The 15741-nt window shown below is 67.8% G+C and carries 17 protein-coding genes and 1 pseudogene; 16 read left to right on the top strand and 2 right to left on the bottom strand.

Going from position 1 to position 15741, the window contains the following annotated elements:
• Positions 1-15: 15 nt before the first annotated feature.
• Positions 16-864, top strand: a complete 849-nt coding sequence (locus E0W60_RS19730; RefSeq protein ID WP_135705348.1) for a dioxygenase — start codon at positions 16-18, stop codon at positions 862-864.
• Positions 865-876: 12 nt separating this feature from the next.
• Here E0W60_RS19730 and E0W60_RS19725 read toward each other — a convergent pair whose 3' ends face one another.
• Positions 877-1731 (bottom strand): IclR family transcriptional regulator domain-containing protein, encoded by an 855-nt coding sequence (locus tag E0W60_RS19725; protein ID WP_133096270.1) that lies wholly within the window; start codon positions 1729-1731, stop codon positions 877-879.
• A gap of 77 nt (positions 1732-1808) precedes the next feature.
• On the opposite strand from E0W60_RS19725, the gene E0W60_RS19720 reads away from it, so the two are divergent.
• The 15 genes and pseudogenes from E0W60_RS19720 to E0W60_RS38345 form a co-directional block, all read left to right on the top strand.
• Positions 1809-2696, top strand: a complete 888-nt coding sequence (locus E0W60_RS19720) for a LysR substrate-binding domain-containing protein (RefSeq protein WP_135705347.1) — start codon at positions 1809-1811, stop codon at positions 2694-2696.
• A 123-nt stretch (positions 2697-2819) separates the two neighbouring features.
• Positions 2820-4031, top strand: a complete 1212-nt coding sequence (locus tag E0W60_RS19715) for a CaiB/BaiF CoA transferase family protein (protein ID WP_135705346.1) — start codon at positions 2820-2822, stop codon at positions 4029-4031.
• A gap of 41 nt (positions 4032-4072) precedes the next feature.
• Complete coding sequence (locus tag E0W60_RS19710; protein WP_135706278.1) at positions 4073-5023, top strand: hydroxymethylglutaryl-CoA lyase; 951 nt, start codon at positions 4073-4075, stop codon at positions 5021-5023.
• Between the two features lie 28 nt (positions 5024-5051).
• A complete protein-coding gene (leuC, locus tag E0W60_RS19705; RefSeq protein ID WP_135705345.1) occupies positions 5052-6467 on the top strand; it encodes a 3-isopropylmalate dehydratase large subunit in 1416 nt (471 codons plus the stop codon).
• Positions 6468-6486: 19 nt separating this feature from the next.
• Positions 6487-7125, top strand: a complete 639-nt coding sequence (gene leuD, locus E0W60_RS19700) for a 3-isopropylmalate dehydratase small subunit (RefSeq protein ID WP_135705344.1) — start codon at positions 6487-6489, stop codon at positions 7123-7125.
• Between the two features lie 51 nt (positions 7126-7176).
• Complete coding sequence (locus E0W60_RS19695; protein WP_240745870.1) at positions 7177-8172, top strand: Bug family tripartite tricarboxylate transporter substrate binding protein; 996 nt, start codon at positions 7177-7179, stop codon at positions 8170-8172.
• A 16-nt stretch (positions 8173-8188) separates the two neighbouring features.
• A complete protein-coding gene (locus E0W60_RS19690) occupies positions 8189-9112 on the top strand; it encodes an NAD(P)-dependent oxidoreductase (RefSeq protein WP_135705343.1) in 924 nt (307 codons plus the stop codon).
• A gap of 70 nt (positions 9113-9182) precedes the next feature.
• Positions 9183-10343, top strand: a complete 1161-nt coding sequence (locus E0W60_RS19685) for an ABC transporter substrate-binding protein (RefSeq protein WP_135705342.1) — start codon at positions 9183-9185, stop codon at positions 10341-10343.
• 39 nt (positions 10344-10382) lie between these two features.
• Positions 10383-11270, top strand: a complete 888-nt coding sequence (locus E0W60_RS19680) for a branched-chain amino acid ABC transporter permease (RefSeq protein ID WP_133096263.1) — start codon at positions 10383-10385, stop codon at positions 11268-11270.
• 2 nt (positions 11271-11272) lie between these two features.
• On the top strand, positions 11273-12262 hold the full coding sequence (locus tag E0W60_RS19675) for a branched-chain amino acid ABC transporter permease (RefSeq protein ID WP_135705341.1): 990 nt from the start codon (positions 11273-11275) through the stop codon (positions 12260-12262).
• Positions 12259-13065, top strand: a complete 807-nt coding sequence (locus tag E0W60_RS19670; protein WP_135705340.1) for an ABC transporter ATP-binding protein — start codon at positions 12259-12261, stop codon at positions 13063-13065. The genes E0W60_RS19675 and E0W60_RS19670 overlap by 4 nt, the downstream gene beginning before the upstream one ends.
• A gap of 2 nt (positions 13066-13067) precedes the next feature.
• Complete coding sequence (locus E0W60_RS19665; RefSeq protein WP_135705339.1) at positions 13068-13787, top strand: ABC transporter ATP-binding protein; 720 nt, start codon at positions 13068-13070, stop codon at positions 13785-13787.
• A 43-nt stretch (positions 13788-13830) separates the two neighbouring features.
• On the top strand, positions 13831-14235 hold the full coding sequence (locus E0W60_RS19660; protein ID WP_135705338.1) for a nuclear transport factor 2 family protein: 405 nt from the start codon (positions 13831-13833) through the stop codon (positions 14233-14235).
• A 10-nt stretch (positions 14236-14245) separates the two neighbouring features.
• The gene (locus tag E0W60_RS19655; RefSeq protein WP_135705337.1) at positions 14246-14539 is read left to right on the top strand and encodes a YciI family protein; all 294 of its coding nucleotides are present in this window, start codon (positions 14246-14248) and stop codon (positions 14537-14539) included.
• A 14-nt stretch (positions 14540-14553) separates the two neighbouring features.
• Positions 14554-14670, top strand: a pseudogene (locus E0W60_RS38345) (hypothetical protein); the annotation flags it as partial.
• A 6-nt stretch (positions 14671-14676) separates the two neighbouring features.
• On the opposite strand, the gene E0W60_RS19645 reads toward E0W60_RS38345, so the two are convergent.
• Positions 14677-15642 carry a LysR family transcriptional regulator gene (locus E0W60_RS19645; RefSeq protein WP_135705335.1) on the bottom strand — a complete coding sequence of 322 codons (966 nt, stop codon included), beginning with the start codon at positions 15640-15642 and terminating at the stop codon, positions 14677-14679.
• Positions 15643-15741: the final 99 nt, after the last annotated feature.

Here is a 15741-nt window from a genome sequence, read left to right as displayed (position 1 = left end):
CAAAAGGAGACAACCATGAGCACCCAGGACAACTACACCCTCCAGCGCGCGCTGGACGCCATGTGCGCCGGCGCACCCGGCTCGGACGAGACCTTGCAGGCGCAATTCGGCGTGGCGCTGCGGCATTTCCACGCCATGCTGGACGAGCTGCAGCTGACCGATGCGCAGCTCTATCGCATTGCCGCCTGGCTGGGCCGGGTGGCCGCGCAGGATGAACTGATCATGCTGTGCGACATGATGGGCCTGACCATGCGCGCGCTGGACCTGGCGCGCACCGGCGAGCAAGCCACGCCGCAGAACGTGACCGGCCCGTTCCCCAAGGACCAGGTGGCCGAAGGCAGCAACCCCTGCCACCTGGCGACGGCGGAGGAGCCCGGGCAGCGGCTCGAGGTGCGCGGCCGCGTGCTGGATGCGCGCACGGGCCAGCCGGTGCCGGGCGCAACGCTGATCGTGTGGCAGCCCAACCAGTTCGGCCGCTACGAGAACGAAGACGACTCCCAGTCCGAAGACAACCTGCGCGGCAAGCTGCGCTGCGATGTGGAGGGCGGCTTCCAGATCTTTACGGTGCGGCCGGGCGGCTACATCATCGGGCGCGAGGACACGGAGGTGGGCGTGCTGATGAGGCGCCTGGGCCGCAACCGCCAGCGCGCGCCGCATATCCACTACCGGGTGGTGCAGCCGGGATACCGCACGCTGACCTCTCAGATCTATTTCAAGGGCGACCCCGCCAACCCGGTCGACTGCATCTTCTCGACCATCGATGACCACATCGTCGAGGTGGGGCCACATCCGCAGCGTGACGGCTACCAGCTGCTGACGCTGGATGTGGTGATCGAGCCCGAGGCGGCGCCAGTGGCGGCCTGAGCCCCGCGCAGCTCAGGAGGCCGCCAGGATCGAATGCGCCAGCGTGGGCGCCCGCCGGATGGCGGCCTCGATCATCGCGGCCGCCTCGCGCAGTGCCGGCAGCCGTGTGGCGACAAGTTCTTCGGGGCTGGCGCGCTCGGTCTCGGTGGAGCAGTTGATGGCGGCGATCACGCGCTGCTGGGGGTCGCGCACGGGCACGGCGATAGACAGGACGTTGAGCTCGAGCTGGCCGTGCTGGATCGCATAGCCCTGTTCAAGCGTGCGTGCCAGCGCGGCGCGCAGCGCATCAGCATCGCTGAGCGTCATCGGCGTGAATTTCTGGAACGGTGCCTTGTCCAGGACCTTGTTCTGCTGGGCCTTGGTCGCATGCGCCAGCAAGGCGAGGCCGAGCGAGGTGCAATGCACCGGCAGCCGGTAGCCGACCGAGGCGCGGAACGCGATGCGCCGCTGGCTGGGCACATGCGCGAGGTAGACCACACTGTCGCCGTCGAGGATGGCGAGCGAGACCGAATCGCGGAAGCGCTCGGCCACTTCCTGCAGGAAGGGCTGGACGATGTCGCGCAGGTTCATCGAGCTGAGGAATGCGGCGCCCAGCGACAGGACCTTGGGCAGCAGCACGAAGCGCCGCCCGTTGGCGCCGATGTAGCCCAGCGCCTGCAGCGTCAGCAAGGCACGGCGCGCGGTGGCGGGCGTCATGCCGGTGGCCTGGGCGACTTCGCTCAGCGTCATTTCCGGCGTGGTGTCGGTGAACGCCTGGATCACCGCCAGGCCGCGCGCCAGCGCCGCGACGTAGTCGCGGTGGCCTTCTTCGAGCTTGGGCGGGGCGTCCTGGTCGACGGGGGCGGTGGGTTTGGCGGCGGAGGTCATGCACGCATTTTATCCGCAACGCCCAGGCTGGAACAGAAAGGAGGGCGCCATGGCCGGCGCCCGGGAGACATAGCAACATGAGACTCGATCCTACCTCGCTGCGGCTCTTTGTCTGCGTGGCGGAAGAGGGCTCCATCGCAGCCGCCGCCGAGCGTGCGCACCTGGCCGCCGCCGCGGTCAGCAAGCGCATCAGCGAGCTGGAGCAAGGCCTGGGCACGGCCCTGCTCCGGCGCAGCAACAAGGGCGTGGAGCCGACCACGGCCGGCATCGAGCTGGTGCACCTGGCGCGCGGCGTGCTGCACGACCTTGACGACATCGTGACGCGCATGCGCGACTTCGGCGGAGGCCTGCGCGGCCAGGTCAGGGTATTCGCCAACGTCTCCGCCATTACGCAGTTCCTGCCGGCGCAGCTCAAGTCGTTCCTGGCGGACTATCCGCGTGTCGACGTGCGCCTTGATGAGCGCGTCTCCACCGCCATCGTGCGCGCCGTGGCCGAGAACGCCGCGGATATCGGCATCTTCACCGCGTGCGCGGTAGGGGCGGAACTCGAGACCTTTCCCTACCGGTGCGACGAACTGGTGGTGGCGGTGCCAGACGGCCACCCGCTGGCAGCGCGGCAGTCGGTGTCGATCCGCGAGGCGCTGGACTTTGATCTGGTCAGCATGCATGCCGGCAGCCAGATTCATCTGCAGCTGGTGCGGGCCGCCAGCGAGGCCGGCCTCGTGTTCAAGCCGCGCATACACGTGCCTGGCTATGACGCGCTGTGCCTGATGGTGCAGGCGGGGATGGGGCTGGGCATCCTGCCGAGGTCCAGCGCGGCGCCTTACCAGGACACCCTCGGCATCCGTACCGTCAGGCTGGACGAGCCCTGGGCCGCGCGGCAACTGGTGATCGGCGTGCGCGCCTACGACAGCCTCTCGGCGGTGGCGCGGCTGCTGGTCGACCGCCTGCTCGACGCCGCGTAGCACAGACGCGCCTGCCATCGCGCTATGCGATGGCAGGCTCGCCAATCACTGCTTTACCACGCGCGCCGGTTCTTCCAATCTTGCATGGCAGTCACCGTATTTCGACAGGAGCAGCAAACCGTCATGGTCAACGAAGCGAACAAGGAAAAGATGCCGCTGCAAGGCGTGCGCGTGTTGGAGCTGGGATCGCTGATCGCCGGCCCGTATGCCGGCGGCCTGCTCGCCCAGTTCGGCGCCGAGGTGCTGAAGATCGAAGCGCCGGGCGAAGGCGATCCGCTGCGCAAATGGCGCAAGCTGTATGAGGGCACCTCGCTGTGGTGGTATAGCCAGAGCCGCAACAAGAAGTCGCTGACGCTGGACCTGCGCAGCCCGGAAGGCCAGGACATCGTGCGCAAGCTGGTCGCCGGCGCCGATATCGTGATCGAGAACTTCCGCCCCGGCACGCTGGAGAAATGGGGCCTGGGCTGGGAAGACCTGCGCAAGGTGAGTCCGGCCCTGGTCATGGTGCGCATTTCCGGCTATGGCCAGACCGGCCCCTACAAGGACCGCCCGGGGTTTGCCGCGATCGCGGAATCGATGGGCGGGCTGCGCTATGTCAGCGGCTACCCCGACCGGCCGCCGGTGCGGTCCGGCGTGAGCATCGGCGACACGCTGGCGTCGCTGTACGGCGTGATCGGCGCGCTGCTGGCCATGCACCACCTGCGCAACAACAACGGCGAAGGGCAGTATGTGGACGTGGCCCTGTACGAGTCCGTCTTTGCCGTGATGGAGAGCCTGGTGCCGGAGTTCGACAAGTTCGGCCACGTGCGCGAGCGTTCCGGCGCCAGCCTGCCCGGCATTTCGCCGTCGAACACGTATCCCTGCAAGGACGGGCAGTACGTGATCATCGCGGGCAACGGCGACGCCATCTTCCGGCGCTTCATGACGGCGATCGGCCGCGACGACCTCGGCCAGGATCCGCGCCTGGCTCACAACGATGGCCGCGTGCAGCACAACACCATGCTCGACGACGCCATCGCCGCATGGACCGCCGCGCACGACCTCGACACCGTGCTGGCGACGCTGGAAGCCGCGGCGGTGCCTTGCGGGCGCATCTACACCGCTCAGGACATCTGCAGCGACCCCCACTACAGTGCGCGCGGCATGATCGAGCCGCACCAGCTTCCCGATGGCTCGCCGCTGGCGCTGTCGGGCATCGTGCCCAGGCTCAGCGCCACCCCGGGGCGAACCAACTGGATCGGGCCGGCGCTGGGCGAGCACACCGAAGAGATCCTGGCGGGCATCGGCATTGCCGGCGCCGAATTCCGCGCGCTGCGCGAGGCCGGCGTGGTCTGAGCCCGCGGCGCCAAACCGAAGGACAGAAAATGAACACGACCATGTGGCTTCCCCATGCCCCGCGGCGAGTCCGCATCAATGAAGTGTCCGTGCGCGACGGCTTCCAGATCGAGCCGGAATTCGTCCCCACCGAAGAGAAGATCGCGTTGATCGACCGGTTATCCGAAACCGGGCTCGCCCGGATCGAGATCACCTCGTTCGTGTCGCCCAAGGCGATTCCGAACCTGCGCGATGCCGAAGCCGTGGCCAGGCAGATCCGCCGCCATCCCGAGGTCATCTATACGGCCCTGGTGCCGAACGTGCGCGGATGCGAGCGCGCGCTCGAGTGCGACCTGGATGAGATCAACCTCGTCATGTCCGCCAGCGAGACCCACAACCTGGCAAACATGCGCATGACGTGCGAGCAGTCGCTGGCGCAGTTCCGCGATGTGACGGCGCTGGCCCGCTCCGGTGACCTGGTCGTCAGCGGCTGCGTGGCGACGGCGTTCGGCTGCCCGTTCGAAGGCGCGGTGGCGCCAGAGCGCGTGCGGTGGGCCGCGGGGCGATACCTGGCGCTGGGCATGGACAGCATCACGCTGGCCGACACCACCGGCATGGCAGACCCGCGCCAGGTGAGCGACCTGGTCGAGACCTTCCGCCAGTGGTTCCCGGGCGTGCCGCTGACACTGCATTTCCACAACACCCGCGGCATGGGCCTGGCCAACGTGCTGGCTGCGCTGGCCGCGGGCGTGGACAGCTTCGATGCCTCGCTGGGCGGGCTCGGCGGCTGCCCGTTCGCGCCCGGCGCCACCGGCAACATCTGCACGGAGGACCTGGTGCACATGCTCGAGTCGGCCGGCATCGACACCGGCGTTGACCTGGACCGGCTGCTGGGCGCCGCGCGCGACCTGCCGGCGCTGGTCGGGCACGATATTTCCGGGCAGGTCGTCAAGGCGGGCAAGCGCACCGAACTGTATCCGGTGCCGGAATGGGTGGGCGCGCGCCAGCACTGAAGCAAAGCATAAGCAAGGAGACATCATCATGACCGAGCCTAACCGCCCCGCGAGCCTGCTCGACAAGCTCTGGGCCAGCCACGTGATCCACCAGGAGACCGACGGCCCCGCGCTGATCTATATCGATCGCCACTTGGTCAACGAAGTGACCAGCCCGCAGGCCTTCGAAGGGCTGCGCCTGAACGGGCGCAAGGTGTGGCGTGCCGCCTCGGTGCTGGCCACTGCCGACCACAATGTGCCCACCACCGCGCGCAGCCAGGGCATCGCAGATCCGGTGAGCCGCGCGCAGGTTGACGCGCTCGACCGCAACTGCGAAGAGAACGGCATCGTCAATTTCGGCATGGACGATCCGCGCCAGGGCATCCTGCACGTGGTGGGGCCGGAGCGCGGCGCGACCTTGCCCGGCATGACCATTGCCTGCGGCGATTCGCATACCTCCACGCACGGCGCGTTCGCGGCGTTCGCATTCGGCATCGGTACCTCGGAAGTGGAGCAGGTGCTGGCCGCGCAATGCCTGTGGATGAAGAAGCCCAAGTCGATGCTGGTACGCGTTGAGGGCGAGCTGGGCAGGGGCGTTGCCGCCAAGGACATTGCGCTCGCGCTGATCGGGCGCATCGGCACGGCTGGCGCGACCGGCCACGTGATCGAGTTCGCCGGCAGCACCATCCGCGGCCTGAGCATGGAGGCGCGCATGACCGTGTGCAACATGGCGATCGAGGCCGGTGCGCGCACGGGCATGGTGGCCGTTGACGAGACCACGCTGGAATATCTGGGAGGACGGCCGCAGGCGCCGCAGGGCCGGATGTGGGACGTGGCCGTCGAATACTGGCGCACGCTGCACAGCGATCCGGGCGCGACCTTCGATGCCGTGGTGGACCTCGACGCCGCGACCATCCGCCCGCACGTGACCTGGGGGACGTCGCCGGAGATGGTGGTGCCCGTCGGCGAGCGCATTCCCGATCCGCGGGACGAGCGCGACCCGGTGCGGCGCAAGAGCATCGAGGCGGCGCTGCGCTACATGGGCCTGCTGCCGAATACGCCGATCGAAGCGGTCGCGGTCGACAAGGTCTTTATCGGGTCATGCACCAACGCGCGCATCGAAGACCTGCGCGCCGCGGCGGAGGTCGTGCGCGGCCGGCATGTCTCGCCGCGCATCCGGCAGGCACTGGTGGTGCCGGGCTCGGGCCTGGTCAAGTCCCAGGCCGAGGCCGAGGGCCTTGACCAGGTATTTATCGCGGCCGGCTTCGAATGGCGCGAGCCCGGCTGCTCGATGTGCCTGGGGATGAACGACGACCGCCTCGCGGCGGGCGAACGCTGCGCATCCACGTCCAACCGCAATTTCGAAGGCAGGCAGGGACCGGGCGGGCGTACCCACCTGGTGAGCCCGCAGATGGCAGCCGCGGCCGCCGTGGCGGGGCACTTCGTCGATGTCCGCGCGTTGTAACACCGGAGGAAGCCGAGCAATGAAAGCCTTTACCACCCTGGATGGACTGGTCGCGCCGCTGGATCGCGCCAATGTCGATACCGATGCCATCCTGCCCAAGCAGTTCCTGAAATCCATCCGGCGCAGCGGCTTCGGCCCCTACCTGTTCGACGAATGGCGCTACCTTGACCATGGCGAGCCCGGGCAGGACTGCAGCACCCGGCCGCTGAACCCGGACTTCGTGCTGAACCAGCCGCGCTACCGCGGCGCGTCGATCCTGCTGGCGCGCGAGAACTTCGGCTGCGGCTCCTCGCGCGAGCATGCGCCGTGGGCGCTGGAAGACTTCGGCCTGCGCGCGCTGATCGCGCCAGGTTTCGCGGACATCTTTTACAACAACTGCCTGAAGAACGGCCTGCTGCCGATCGTGGCGGCGCCGGAGGTGGCCGACCGCCTGTTTGCCGAGGTCGCTGCCACGCCGGGCTACCGGCTGCAGGTGGACCTGGCCGCGCAGCAGGTGGTCACGCCGGCCGGGGAGGTGATCGCTTTCACGCTCGACCCGTTCAAGCAGCATTGCCTGCTCAACGGGCTGGACGATATCGCGCTGGCACTGCGCCACGCCGCGCAGATAGACGCCTACGAACAAGTGCGGCGGCAGCGCGAACCCTGGTTGTTCAACTGACTGGACATCCGGCCGCACGAGCCGGAAAGCCCGACAACGATAGATGGAGACATGATGGACTGGAACACTCACACCCCTCGCGCGCTGTGTGCCGCGGCGCTCGGCCTGGCCTGCTTTGCCGGCGCAAGCGCCGCCCTGGCACAAGCCTATCCCGCACAACCGATCCGCATGGTGGTGCCGTACGCACCCGGCGGCACGACCGACATCATCGCCCGGCAACTGGCCCAGCGCATGTCCGAGAAGCTGCACCAGCCGGTGGTGGTGGAGAACAAGAGCGGCGCCAACACCGTGATCGGGGCCGACGCGGTTGCCAAGGCGCAGCCCGACGGCTACACGCTGCTGCTGACCAACGACGCCACGTTCGTGCTCAATCCGGTGGTGCTGCCATCGGTGTCCTACAACGTCGCGCGCGACTTTGCGCCGGTGGCGGCGATCGGCTATGTGCCGCTGGTCATGGCGGTATCGGGCAGCCTGCCGGTGGACAGCGTCAAGGACCTGGCGGCCTATGCGAAAGCCCGCCCGCAGGCGCTCAGCTACGGTTCGTTCGGCGCTGGCAGCCAGCCGCACCTGATGGGCGCGCTGTTCAACAAGCTGGCCGGCACCGACCTCGTGCACGTGCCCTACAAGGGCTCGGCGCCTGCCGTGGCCGATGTCGTCGGCGGGCAGATCCTGATGACCTTCCCGGCGCTGCCGACGATCCAGAGCTTTGTCACAGCGAAGAAGCTCAAGGTGCTGGCGGTCAGCGGCGACAAGCGCACGCGCGCATTGCCCCAGGTCCCGACCTTCGAAGAGGCCGGCTACAAGGAAATGAATATTTCGGCGGTCTACGGTGTGCTGGCGCCGGCCAAGGTGCCGCGCGCGGTGGTCGACAAGCTCAATGCCACGATCCGCGAGATCCTCGACGAACAGGACTTTGTCGAGAAGCACTTTGCGGCGCAGGGCATGGTGCCGATGAAGCTGACGCCGGAACAGTTTGCGCGCTACATCGAAACGCAGACGCAGCAGACACGCAAGGTCGTTGCGCTGTCGGGCGTCAAGGTCGAGTAGGCCGGAAGGCAAGGACATGAAAGACGTGAATCACGAACGCACCTCGTCATCGCCGCGCATCGGCTGGATCGGAATCGGCGCCATGGGCAGGCCGATGTGCCTGAACCTGCTGAAGGCCGGCCACGCGCTGACGGTGTTCGACAAGGTGCCCACCCAGTGCGAGCCGGTCGTTGCCGCGGGTGCCCACGCCGGGCCGTCCGCGCGGGATGCGGTAGCGCAATCCGATGTGGTGTTCTCTACCGTCTTCGATGACAGCAGCTTGCGCGCGCTGTTCCTGTCCGACGGCGGCATTGCCGCTGCGGCGGCTGCGGGCCAGGTCTTTGTCGACATGAGCACGGTATCGCCGGAAGCCTCGGCTGAGGTGGCCGAGGCACTGGCACAGCGCGGCGCCAGCTGGCTGCGCGCGCCGGTGTCCGGCACGGTGTCGCTGGCCGCGAGTGCGCAGCTGAGTTGCTTTGTGTCCGGGCCACGCGAGGCGTTCGCCGCGGTGCAGCCGCTGCTGGCCTGCCTGACCGCGCGCCAGTCTTATGTCGGCGGCGCCGACGAGGCGCGCGTGATCAAGCTGATGATCAACATGATGGTGTTCATGAGCACCGCGGTCATCGGCGAAGGGCTGGCCTTCGGCGAGCGCGCCGGGCTGGACCGCGCGCTGATGGTCGATGCGATCAACGACAGCATCGTCGGCAGCGCGCACTACCGCACCAAGGCCGACAAGCTCAAGCAGCGCGAATACGGCGCCGCGGGGCCGATCTCGCTGGTGGTGAAGGACCTGGACCTGGCACTTGCCGTGGCGCGCGACAACGCCGTGGCGCTGCCGATCTCGTCGCTGGTGCGGCAGTACCTGGCGATGATGCAGCAGCGCGACCTGGGCCATCTCGACATTGCCGCGCTGGCCGATGTGCCGGCCTGGAGCAGTGCGCCGGGCGGGGAGGTGCGCTAGCCGCCGTCAACTGAGGCGCGCCGCGAGAGCGCGCCCAAGACCCATGAACCATGACAAAAAGGATGGAGACATGAACCTCAAGCAAATCATCCGGACGCCGCACGGCGTCCTGTGCGCGGCTGTCGCCGGAGTGATGTTCGGGCTGGCGCAGCAGCCGGTGCTGGCCCAGGCCAGGCCCGGCGCGGAGCCGGTGCGCATCGGCGGCCTGTTTTCAACCACCGGCGGCCTCGCCGCCGTGGGGCTGGCCGAGCGCGAAGGCGCGCTGCTGGCGCAGAAAGTCATCAATGCCGGCGGCGGCATCGGCGGGCGGCCGCTGGAGCTGGTCGTCGAGGACGACGGCTCCAGCCCGGATACCGCCGTGGCCAAGGCCAACGCACTGCTGCACACGCACAGGGTGCGCGCCATCGTCGGCCCGTCCGGGATCGCGCAGACCGTGGCCATCGGCGGCATCACGCAGGCGCAGAAGGTGCCGCTGTTTGCGTTCTCCGGACTCGGGCCGGCGGTGGAACGCGAGCGTACCTGCGTCTTCCACCTGACGCCCTCGCAGGAACTGAATGCGCGCGCGGTGCTGTCCTATGCGCGCGACAACGGGCTCAAGCGCATCGGCGTGCTGCACGATTCGGGCTACGGGCAGGTGGTGTGGAGCAGCATGAAGACGCTGGACCGCCAATACGGCGTCACCTTCGTGCAGGTCGAGAAATTCGAGATCGCCGCCACCGACGTCACCACGCAGGCTGCCAAGCTCAAGGCCGCCACGCCGGACGCGATCGTCGTCATCTCTACCTCGCCCGCGCCGTTCCGCAATGTGCGCCAGCTGAAGGTCGGCGCACCGATCATCTCAGTGCACGGCACCGCCACCTACGAGACCGTCAAGGGCATGGGCGAGGCCGCCGACAACATCATCCATCCCGAGTTCATCGTTTCCGAGGATCCGCTGCCGGGGCAGAAGGAGTTTGTCGAGGCTTACCGCAAGGAGTACGGCAAGCTGCCCAAGCATTTCGCCGCCGTGGGCTGGGATGCGGTGATGGCGCTGGCCAGCGGCCTGAAGGCGGCGGGCGCCGATGTGGCCGGCGACAAGCTCTGCAGCGCGCTGCGCCGGCCTTACCAGGGCGTCACGATGGGCTATGACTTTTCTGCGCCCGATATGGGCGGCATGACGCTGGCCGGCTTTACTTACTCGAAGCTGCAGAAGGGCCAGTTCGTGCGGCTGGACTACAAGGCCCGGCCCTAGCCGGTGTAGCGGCAAAACGCATCGGCAAAAGGATCGGCAATGTCTGACACCCTAGTTATCCAGGCGGTCCTGTCCGGGATCACCAACGGCTTCGTCTACGCGCTGATCGGCGTGGGCATATCGATCATCTTCAAGGGCACGCGCATCGTCAATGCGATGCAGGGAGAGTTCGCGGTAATCGGCGCGCTGGTTGCGGTATTCGCGCTCAAGACGCTGGGCCTGCCTTATCCGGTGGCGATTGCCGGCGGCATTGCCGCCGGCGCCGCCAGCGGCCTGGCCATCGACACGTTGTTCGTACGCCCGATGATGCGGCGCGGCGCCGGCGAAGAGAGCTTCCTGCTGCTGACCATCGGCCTGGCGTTCGCGCTGTCCGCCGCGGCACTGTACTTCGGCGGGCGCGATTCGCACCTGCTGCCGGCCATCGGCGGCGAGGGTGTGGTGGAGCTGCTGGGGGCGACCGCGCCCGTGCACGCACTGGCGCTGGTGGTCATTGCGGTGCTGCTGGTGGCGGCGTTGCGGTTGTTCTACACGAAGACCCTGGTCGGTCTGGCCATGACGGCGGCGTCGCTGGACCCCGACGGGGCCACCACCACCGGCATCAACGTGCGCCGCATGCGCACGCTGACGTTCCTGCTCGGCGGCGGCTTCGGCGCGGTAGCGGGGGTGCTGGTGACACCGCTGCTGTCGATGAACTACCAGATGGGTATCGGCCTGACGCTGAAGGGCTTTGCCGCGGCCATCCTCGGCGGGCTGGGCAATCCGCTGGGCGCGGTGGTGGGCGGGTTGCTGCTGGGCCTGACCGAATCGCTGGCGGTGGTGGGCTTTCCGTCGGGCTATCGCGACGTGGTCGCGCTGTCGATCCTGGTCGTCATCATGATTCTGCTCCCCAACGGCGTGCTGGGCCGCGCGGGGCGCAAGGGAGGATAAGCATGAATGCATCATCCAACGCCACGCGCTGGCTGGTGGTGGCCGCGGTGGTAGTGTGGGCGCTGGCCGGGCAACTGCTGTCGCGCCACCACATCGACCTGCTCAACTTCGCCGCCATCCTGGCCGTGGGCGGCCTGGGCGTCGGCCTGCTGCTGGGGCAGTGCGGCATCGTCAACCTGGCGCAGGCCTCGTTCTACGGCATCGGCGCCTATGCCTCGGCCTACTGCACCACGGTGCTGGGATGGCCGGCGCTGGCCGGTGCCGCGGCGGGCCTGCTGGCCAGCGCGGCGCTGGCGGCGGCGATCGGCGTGCCGGTGCTGCGCCTGGGCGGCTTCTTCCTGGCGCTGGCGACGCTGGCGGTCGGCAGCATCGCCAATGTGCTGTTCTTCGAATGGGACTGGCTGACCGGCGGCACGCTGGGCATCGGTGGCATCCCCAAGCTGTCGCTGTTCGGTTTCCTGCTGGATACGCCGGAGCGCTATTACTACTTTGCCTGGCCGCTGGTAGGGCTGCTGCTCTGGCTGGTGGACAACCTGGTCAAGGGCCGCCCCGGCCTGGCCATGCGGGCCATGCGCGACGCGGCGCCGGCAGCGCAGGTGCTCGGCATCGACATGCACCGGCTGAAGACCGCGATGTTCGTGCTGTCGGCCATGCTCGGCTCGCTGGCGGGAAGCCTGTTTGCGCACTACGTGTCGTTCGTCAGCGTGCAGAGCTTTACGGTGGAGCGCTCGATCGTATTCCTGCTGGTGCCGGTGGTGGCAGGCGCGCGCTCCACCTGCGGCGTGGTGATCGGCGCATTGTTTGTGTCGCTGGTGCCGGAGCTGCTGAGCGGATTGGGGGATTTCCACCAGGTGTTGTTTGGCGCGGTGCTGGTGCTGGTGGTCACGTTGATGCCCGGCGGGATCATGGGTGGGCTCGCGGGCATGGTTGGCCGCATGCATCGGCGCACGTTCGGCCGCACGCAGAACCCCGCATTGAAGGAGGTCCGATGAAATCCGCCATCGCTGAATCCGGCACCAGTGCCGCGGGCGCGGCAGGCGCGCAGGCCCTGCTGCGGGTCGAAGCGGTCGCGCACAGCTTTGGCGGCCTTGACGTGCTGCGCAATGTTGCGTTCGATGTGCCGGCCGGCGGCATCGTCGGCCTGATCGGCCCCAACGGCAGTGGCAAGACCACCTGCTTCAACATCATCTCCGGCTTTCTGCGGCCCAAGGGCGGCAAGGTGCTGCTGGCGGGGCGCGACATCACCGCCGACAGCGTGCAGCAGCGCAGCCGCGCCGGGCTGGTGCGCACATTCCAGACGCCACAGGTGTTCGAGCACATGACGGTGCTGGAAAACCTGATGGCCGGCAGCCACAAGGCCACGCGCTCGGGCGTGGTGCATGCGATGCTGCGTTCGCCGCTGTCGCGGCGCGAGCTGCAGTCGATGCACGAAGCCGCGCTGGGATGCGCACGGAAGTTCGGTCTGGAAGGCCTGCTGCAGCACCGCGCCGGCGCGCTGCCCGCGGGCCAGCGCCGCATCGTCGAGCTGGCGCGCGCCTGCATCGGCGAACCCCGCCTGCTGTTGCTCGATGAACCGTCCTCGGGGCTGAACAGCGAGGAAATCGAACTGCTGCGCGCGTGGATCCTGCGCCTGAACGGCGAAGGCATGACCATCCTGCTGGTGTCGCACGACATGGGGCTGATGACGATCTGCGGCACCGCCCACGTGCTGTATTACGGGGAAATCATTGCCAGCGGCACGCTGCAAGCCGTGCAGGCGGATCCGCGCGTGCGCGAAGCCTATATGGGAGTCTGACCATGCTGAAAGTGAAAGGCCTGTATGCCGGCTACAGCCCGGTGCCGGTGCTGCATGATATCGACATGGAGGTCGGGCCGGGCGAGGCGGTGGCCGTGGTCGGCGCCAACGGCGCGGGCAAGACCGCGCTGGTGCGCACGCTGTCGGGGCTGGTGCGGCCGATGGCGGGCAGCATCGTCAAGGACGGGGTGGAAATCGGCCACGTGCCGGGGCATCGCCGCTTCGAGCATGGCATTGCCGTAGTGCTGGAGAACCGCAACCTGTTCGGCGAGCTGTCGGTGCGCGACAACCTGCGGCTGGCCGAGCAGGCCGGCAGGCGCGCGCGCGGCGGCGCGATGCGCTTCACGCACGACGAAGTCTGCGAACTGTTCCCGCTGCTGCGCGAGCGCGGCAGCGGCCAGGTTGGCCTGCTCTCGGGCGGGCAGCAGCAGATGGTGGCGATCGCCCGCGCGCTGCTGCTGCAGCCCGACCTGCTGATCATGGACGAGCTGACCACGGGCCTGGCGCCGCGCATTGTCAAGGAAATCCTGGCCGTGCTCAACCGGCTGCGCGAGCGCGGGCTGAGCATCGTGCTGGTGGAACAGAGCGTGGCGATTGCCGCGGAGATGACCGACCGCGCCTATGTGCTTTCGGTGGGACGGGTGATCCACGAAGTGCGGCGCGGAGAGTGGCAGGCGCTGCTGAACGACAAGACGCTGGTGAAAGCGTATCTGCATGGCTGAGGGCACCGGCATGGGCAAAACGGACACAAAGACCGGAGGGTATATGGAAGATCTCGCTGCGCTCAGGCAGGCGGATGCCGCGCGATACCGCGCGATGCTCGCCGCCGATATTGCGGGGCTGGAAGGCCTGCTTGCGGATGAACTCAGCTATACCCACTCCTCGGCGTTGCGCGAAGACAAGCAGGCATACCTGGCATCGCTGCGCAGCGGACGGGTGCGCTACCTGCAGGCGTCGGTACGAGAGGTTGGGCAGGAAATCTACAACGACATCGCCGTGATGCAGGGCAAGGGCCTGCTGGTTGCCGTGGTCGACGGCGTGGAACGCACGCTGGACAACCGCTTCCTCAGCGTGTGGAAGCGGCGGGAGGGCGCGTGGCAGATGCTGGCGTGGGCCTCGACGCCGATCCCCGCGCCGGCTGCTGCTGTCCCAGGCCAGGCATTTCAATAGATATATTGATATGGACTTCATCATTCATTGCCTTGACCACGCCGATGCGCAGCAGCGCCGGCTCGACAGCTACGACGCACATCGCGCCTACCTGGCTGCCGCGGAGGTCCGGTGCGTCATGTGCGGGCCGTTGATGTCCGATGACGGCGACCGCATGATCGGCAGCCTGTTCCTGGTGCGTGCGCTGGACAAGCGGCAGGTCATCGACTTCACCACGGGCGATCCCTTCCAGCAGGCCGGTGTGTGGAAGGAGGTGCAGATTCATCCGTTCCTGCTGCGGGTAGACAACCGCGATCCCGACTGAACGGACGCGATGATAACTGCATCAGCTATGACCCGACCTTTGCCTACGAGCTCGCCGTGATCATCCAGGACGGCCTGCGCCGCATGATGCAGGAGCAGGAGGATGTGTACTACCTCACGGTGATGAATGACCGCGGCTCAACCGTGCCGCAGCAGGGGCGCCGGCTCAGGCACCTGGCTGCCGCCCGCGGCGCGGGCCTCCCACGGCGGCGGTGACATTGCCTGCTGCAGGTATTGCACCAGCGTCCGCACTTTCTGCGAGGTGAAGTTGCTGCGCGGATAGATCGCGAAGATGCCGTCGTCGAGCGGAACCTCGTGCGGCAGCACCTGGACCAGGCGGCCCGCCGCCAGGTCCGCCGAGATAATGAACAAGGGCAATACCGTAATGCCATGGCCGGCCAGCGCCGCGTCGCGCAGCACTTCGCCGTTGTTGGCGGTGAAGACCCCGCGCGGGGCGATGACCTTCGGCGCGGCCTGCGGGGTCGCGCCACGGAACGCCCACACCTGGCCGGGCGCGGAGTTGCTGTACGACAGGCAGGCATGCTGCGAGATGTCGGCGAGGCTGGCCGGCAGCCCGGCGCGCGCAGCGTAGGCCGGGCTGCAGCATGCGATGCGCCGGCTCACCGCCAGCCGGCGCGCGATCAGCGCGCTGTCGCCCAGCCGGGTGATGCGGATGGCAACGTCGTAGCGCTCATGGCCGGTATCGGCCAAGCGGTCATCCAGCTCCATCACGACATGCAGGCGCGGGTGGGCGCTGGCAAACTCGGCGATCAGCGGCGACAGCCAGAGCGTGCCGAAGCTCATCGGCGCCAGGATGCGCAACTCGCCGCATAGCTGCTGCGATGTCTCGGAAATGCTTTCCGCCGCATGCGTCAGTTGCGCCATCGCAGCACGGGCCTGTTCGTAGAAATGCCTGCCGCTTTCGGTGGGCTGCACGCTGCGCGTGGAACGCTGCAGCAAGGTCACGCCAAGGCTGCGCTCCAGGTCGCTGATACGTTTGCTGACAACGGACTTCGACAGTGCCAGGTGGCGCGCGGCACCGCTCACGCTCCCTGACTCCACCACCAGCAGGTATGCCTCGATCTCCTCGGTCTTGAGTTGCATGCTGGTCTTCCATATTTCGTTGCTCTCGGCACGAAGGATACCGGGCGGTACTGTACAGGAGCAATGGTTGGAAGCCTTGTCAGGGCCCTTCCAGTTGGC

Origin of the sequence: Cupriavidus oxalaticus, assembly GCF_004768545.1 — a bacterium.
GTDB classification, from domain to species: Bacteria; Pseudomonadota; Gammaproteobacteria; order Burkholderiales; family Burkholderiaceae; genus Cupriavidus; species Cupriavidus oxalaticus_A.
Note: the sequence above shows the minus strand (reverse complement) of the source record. Positions and strands in the feature narration are given on the sequence as shown.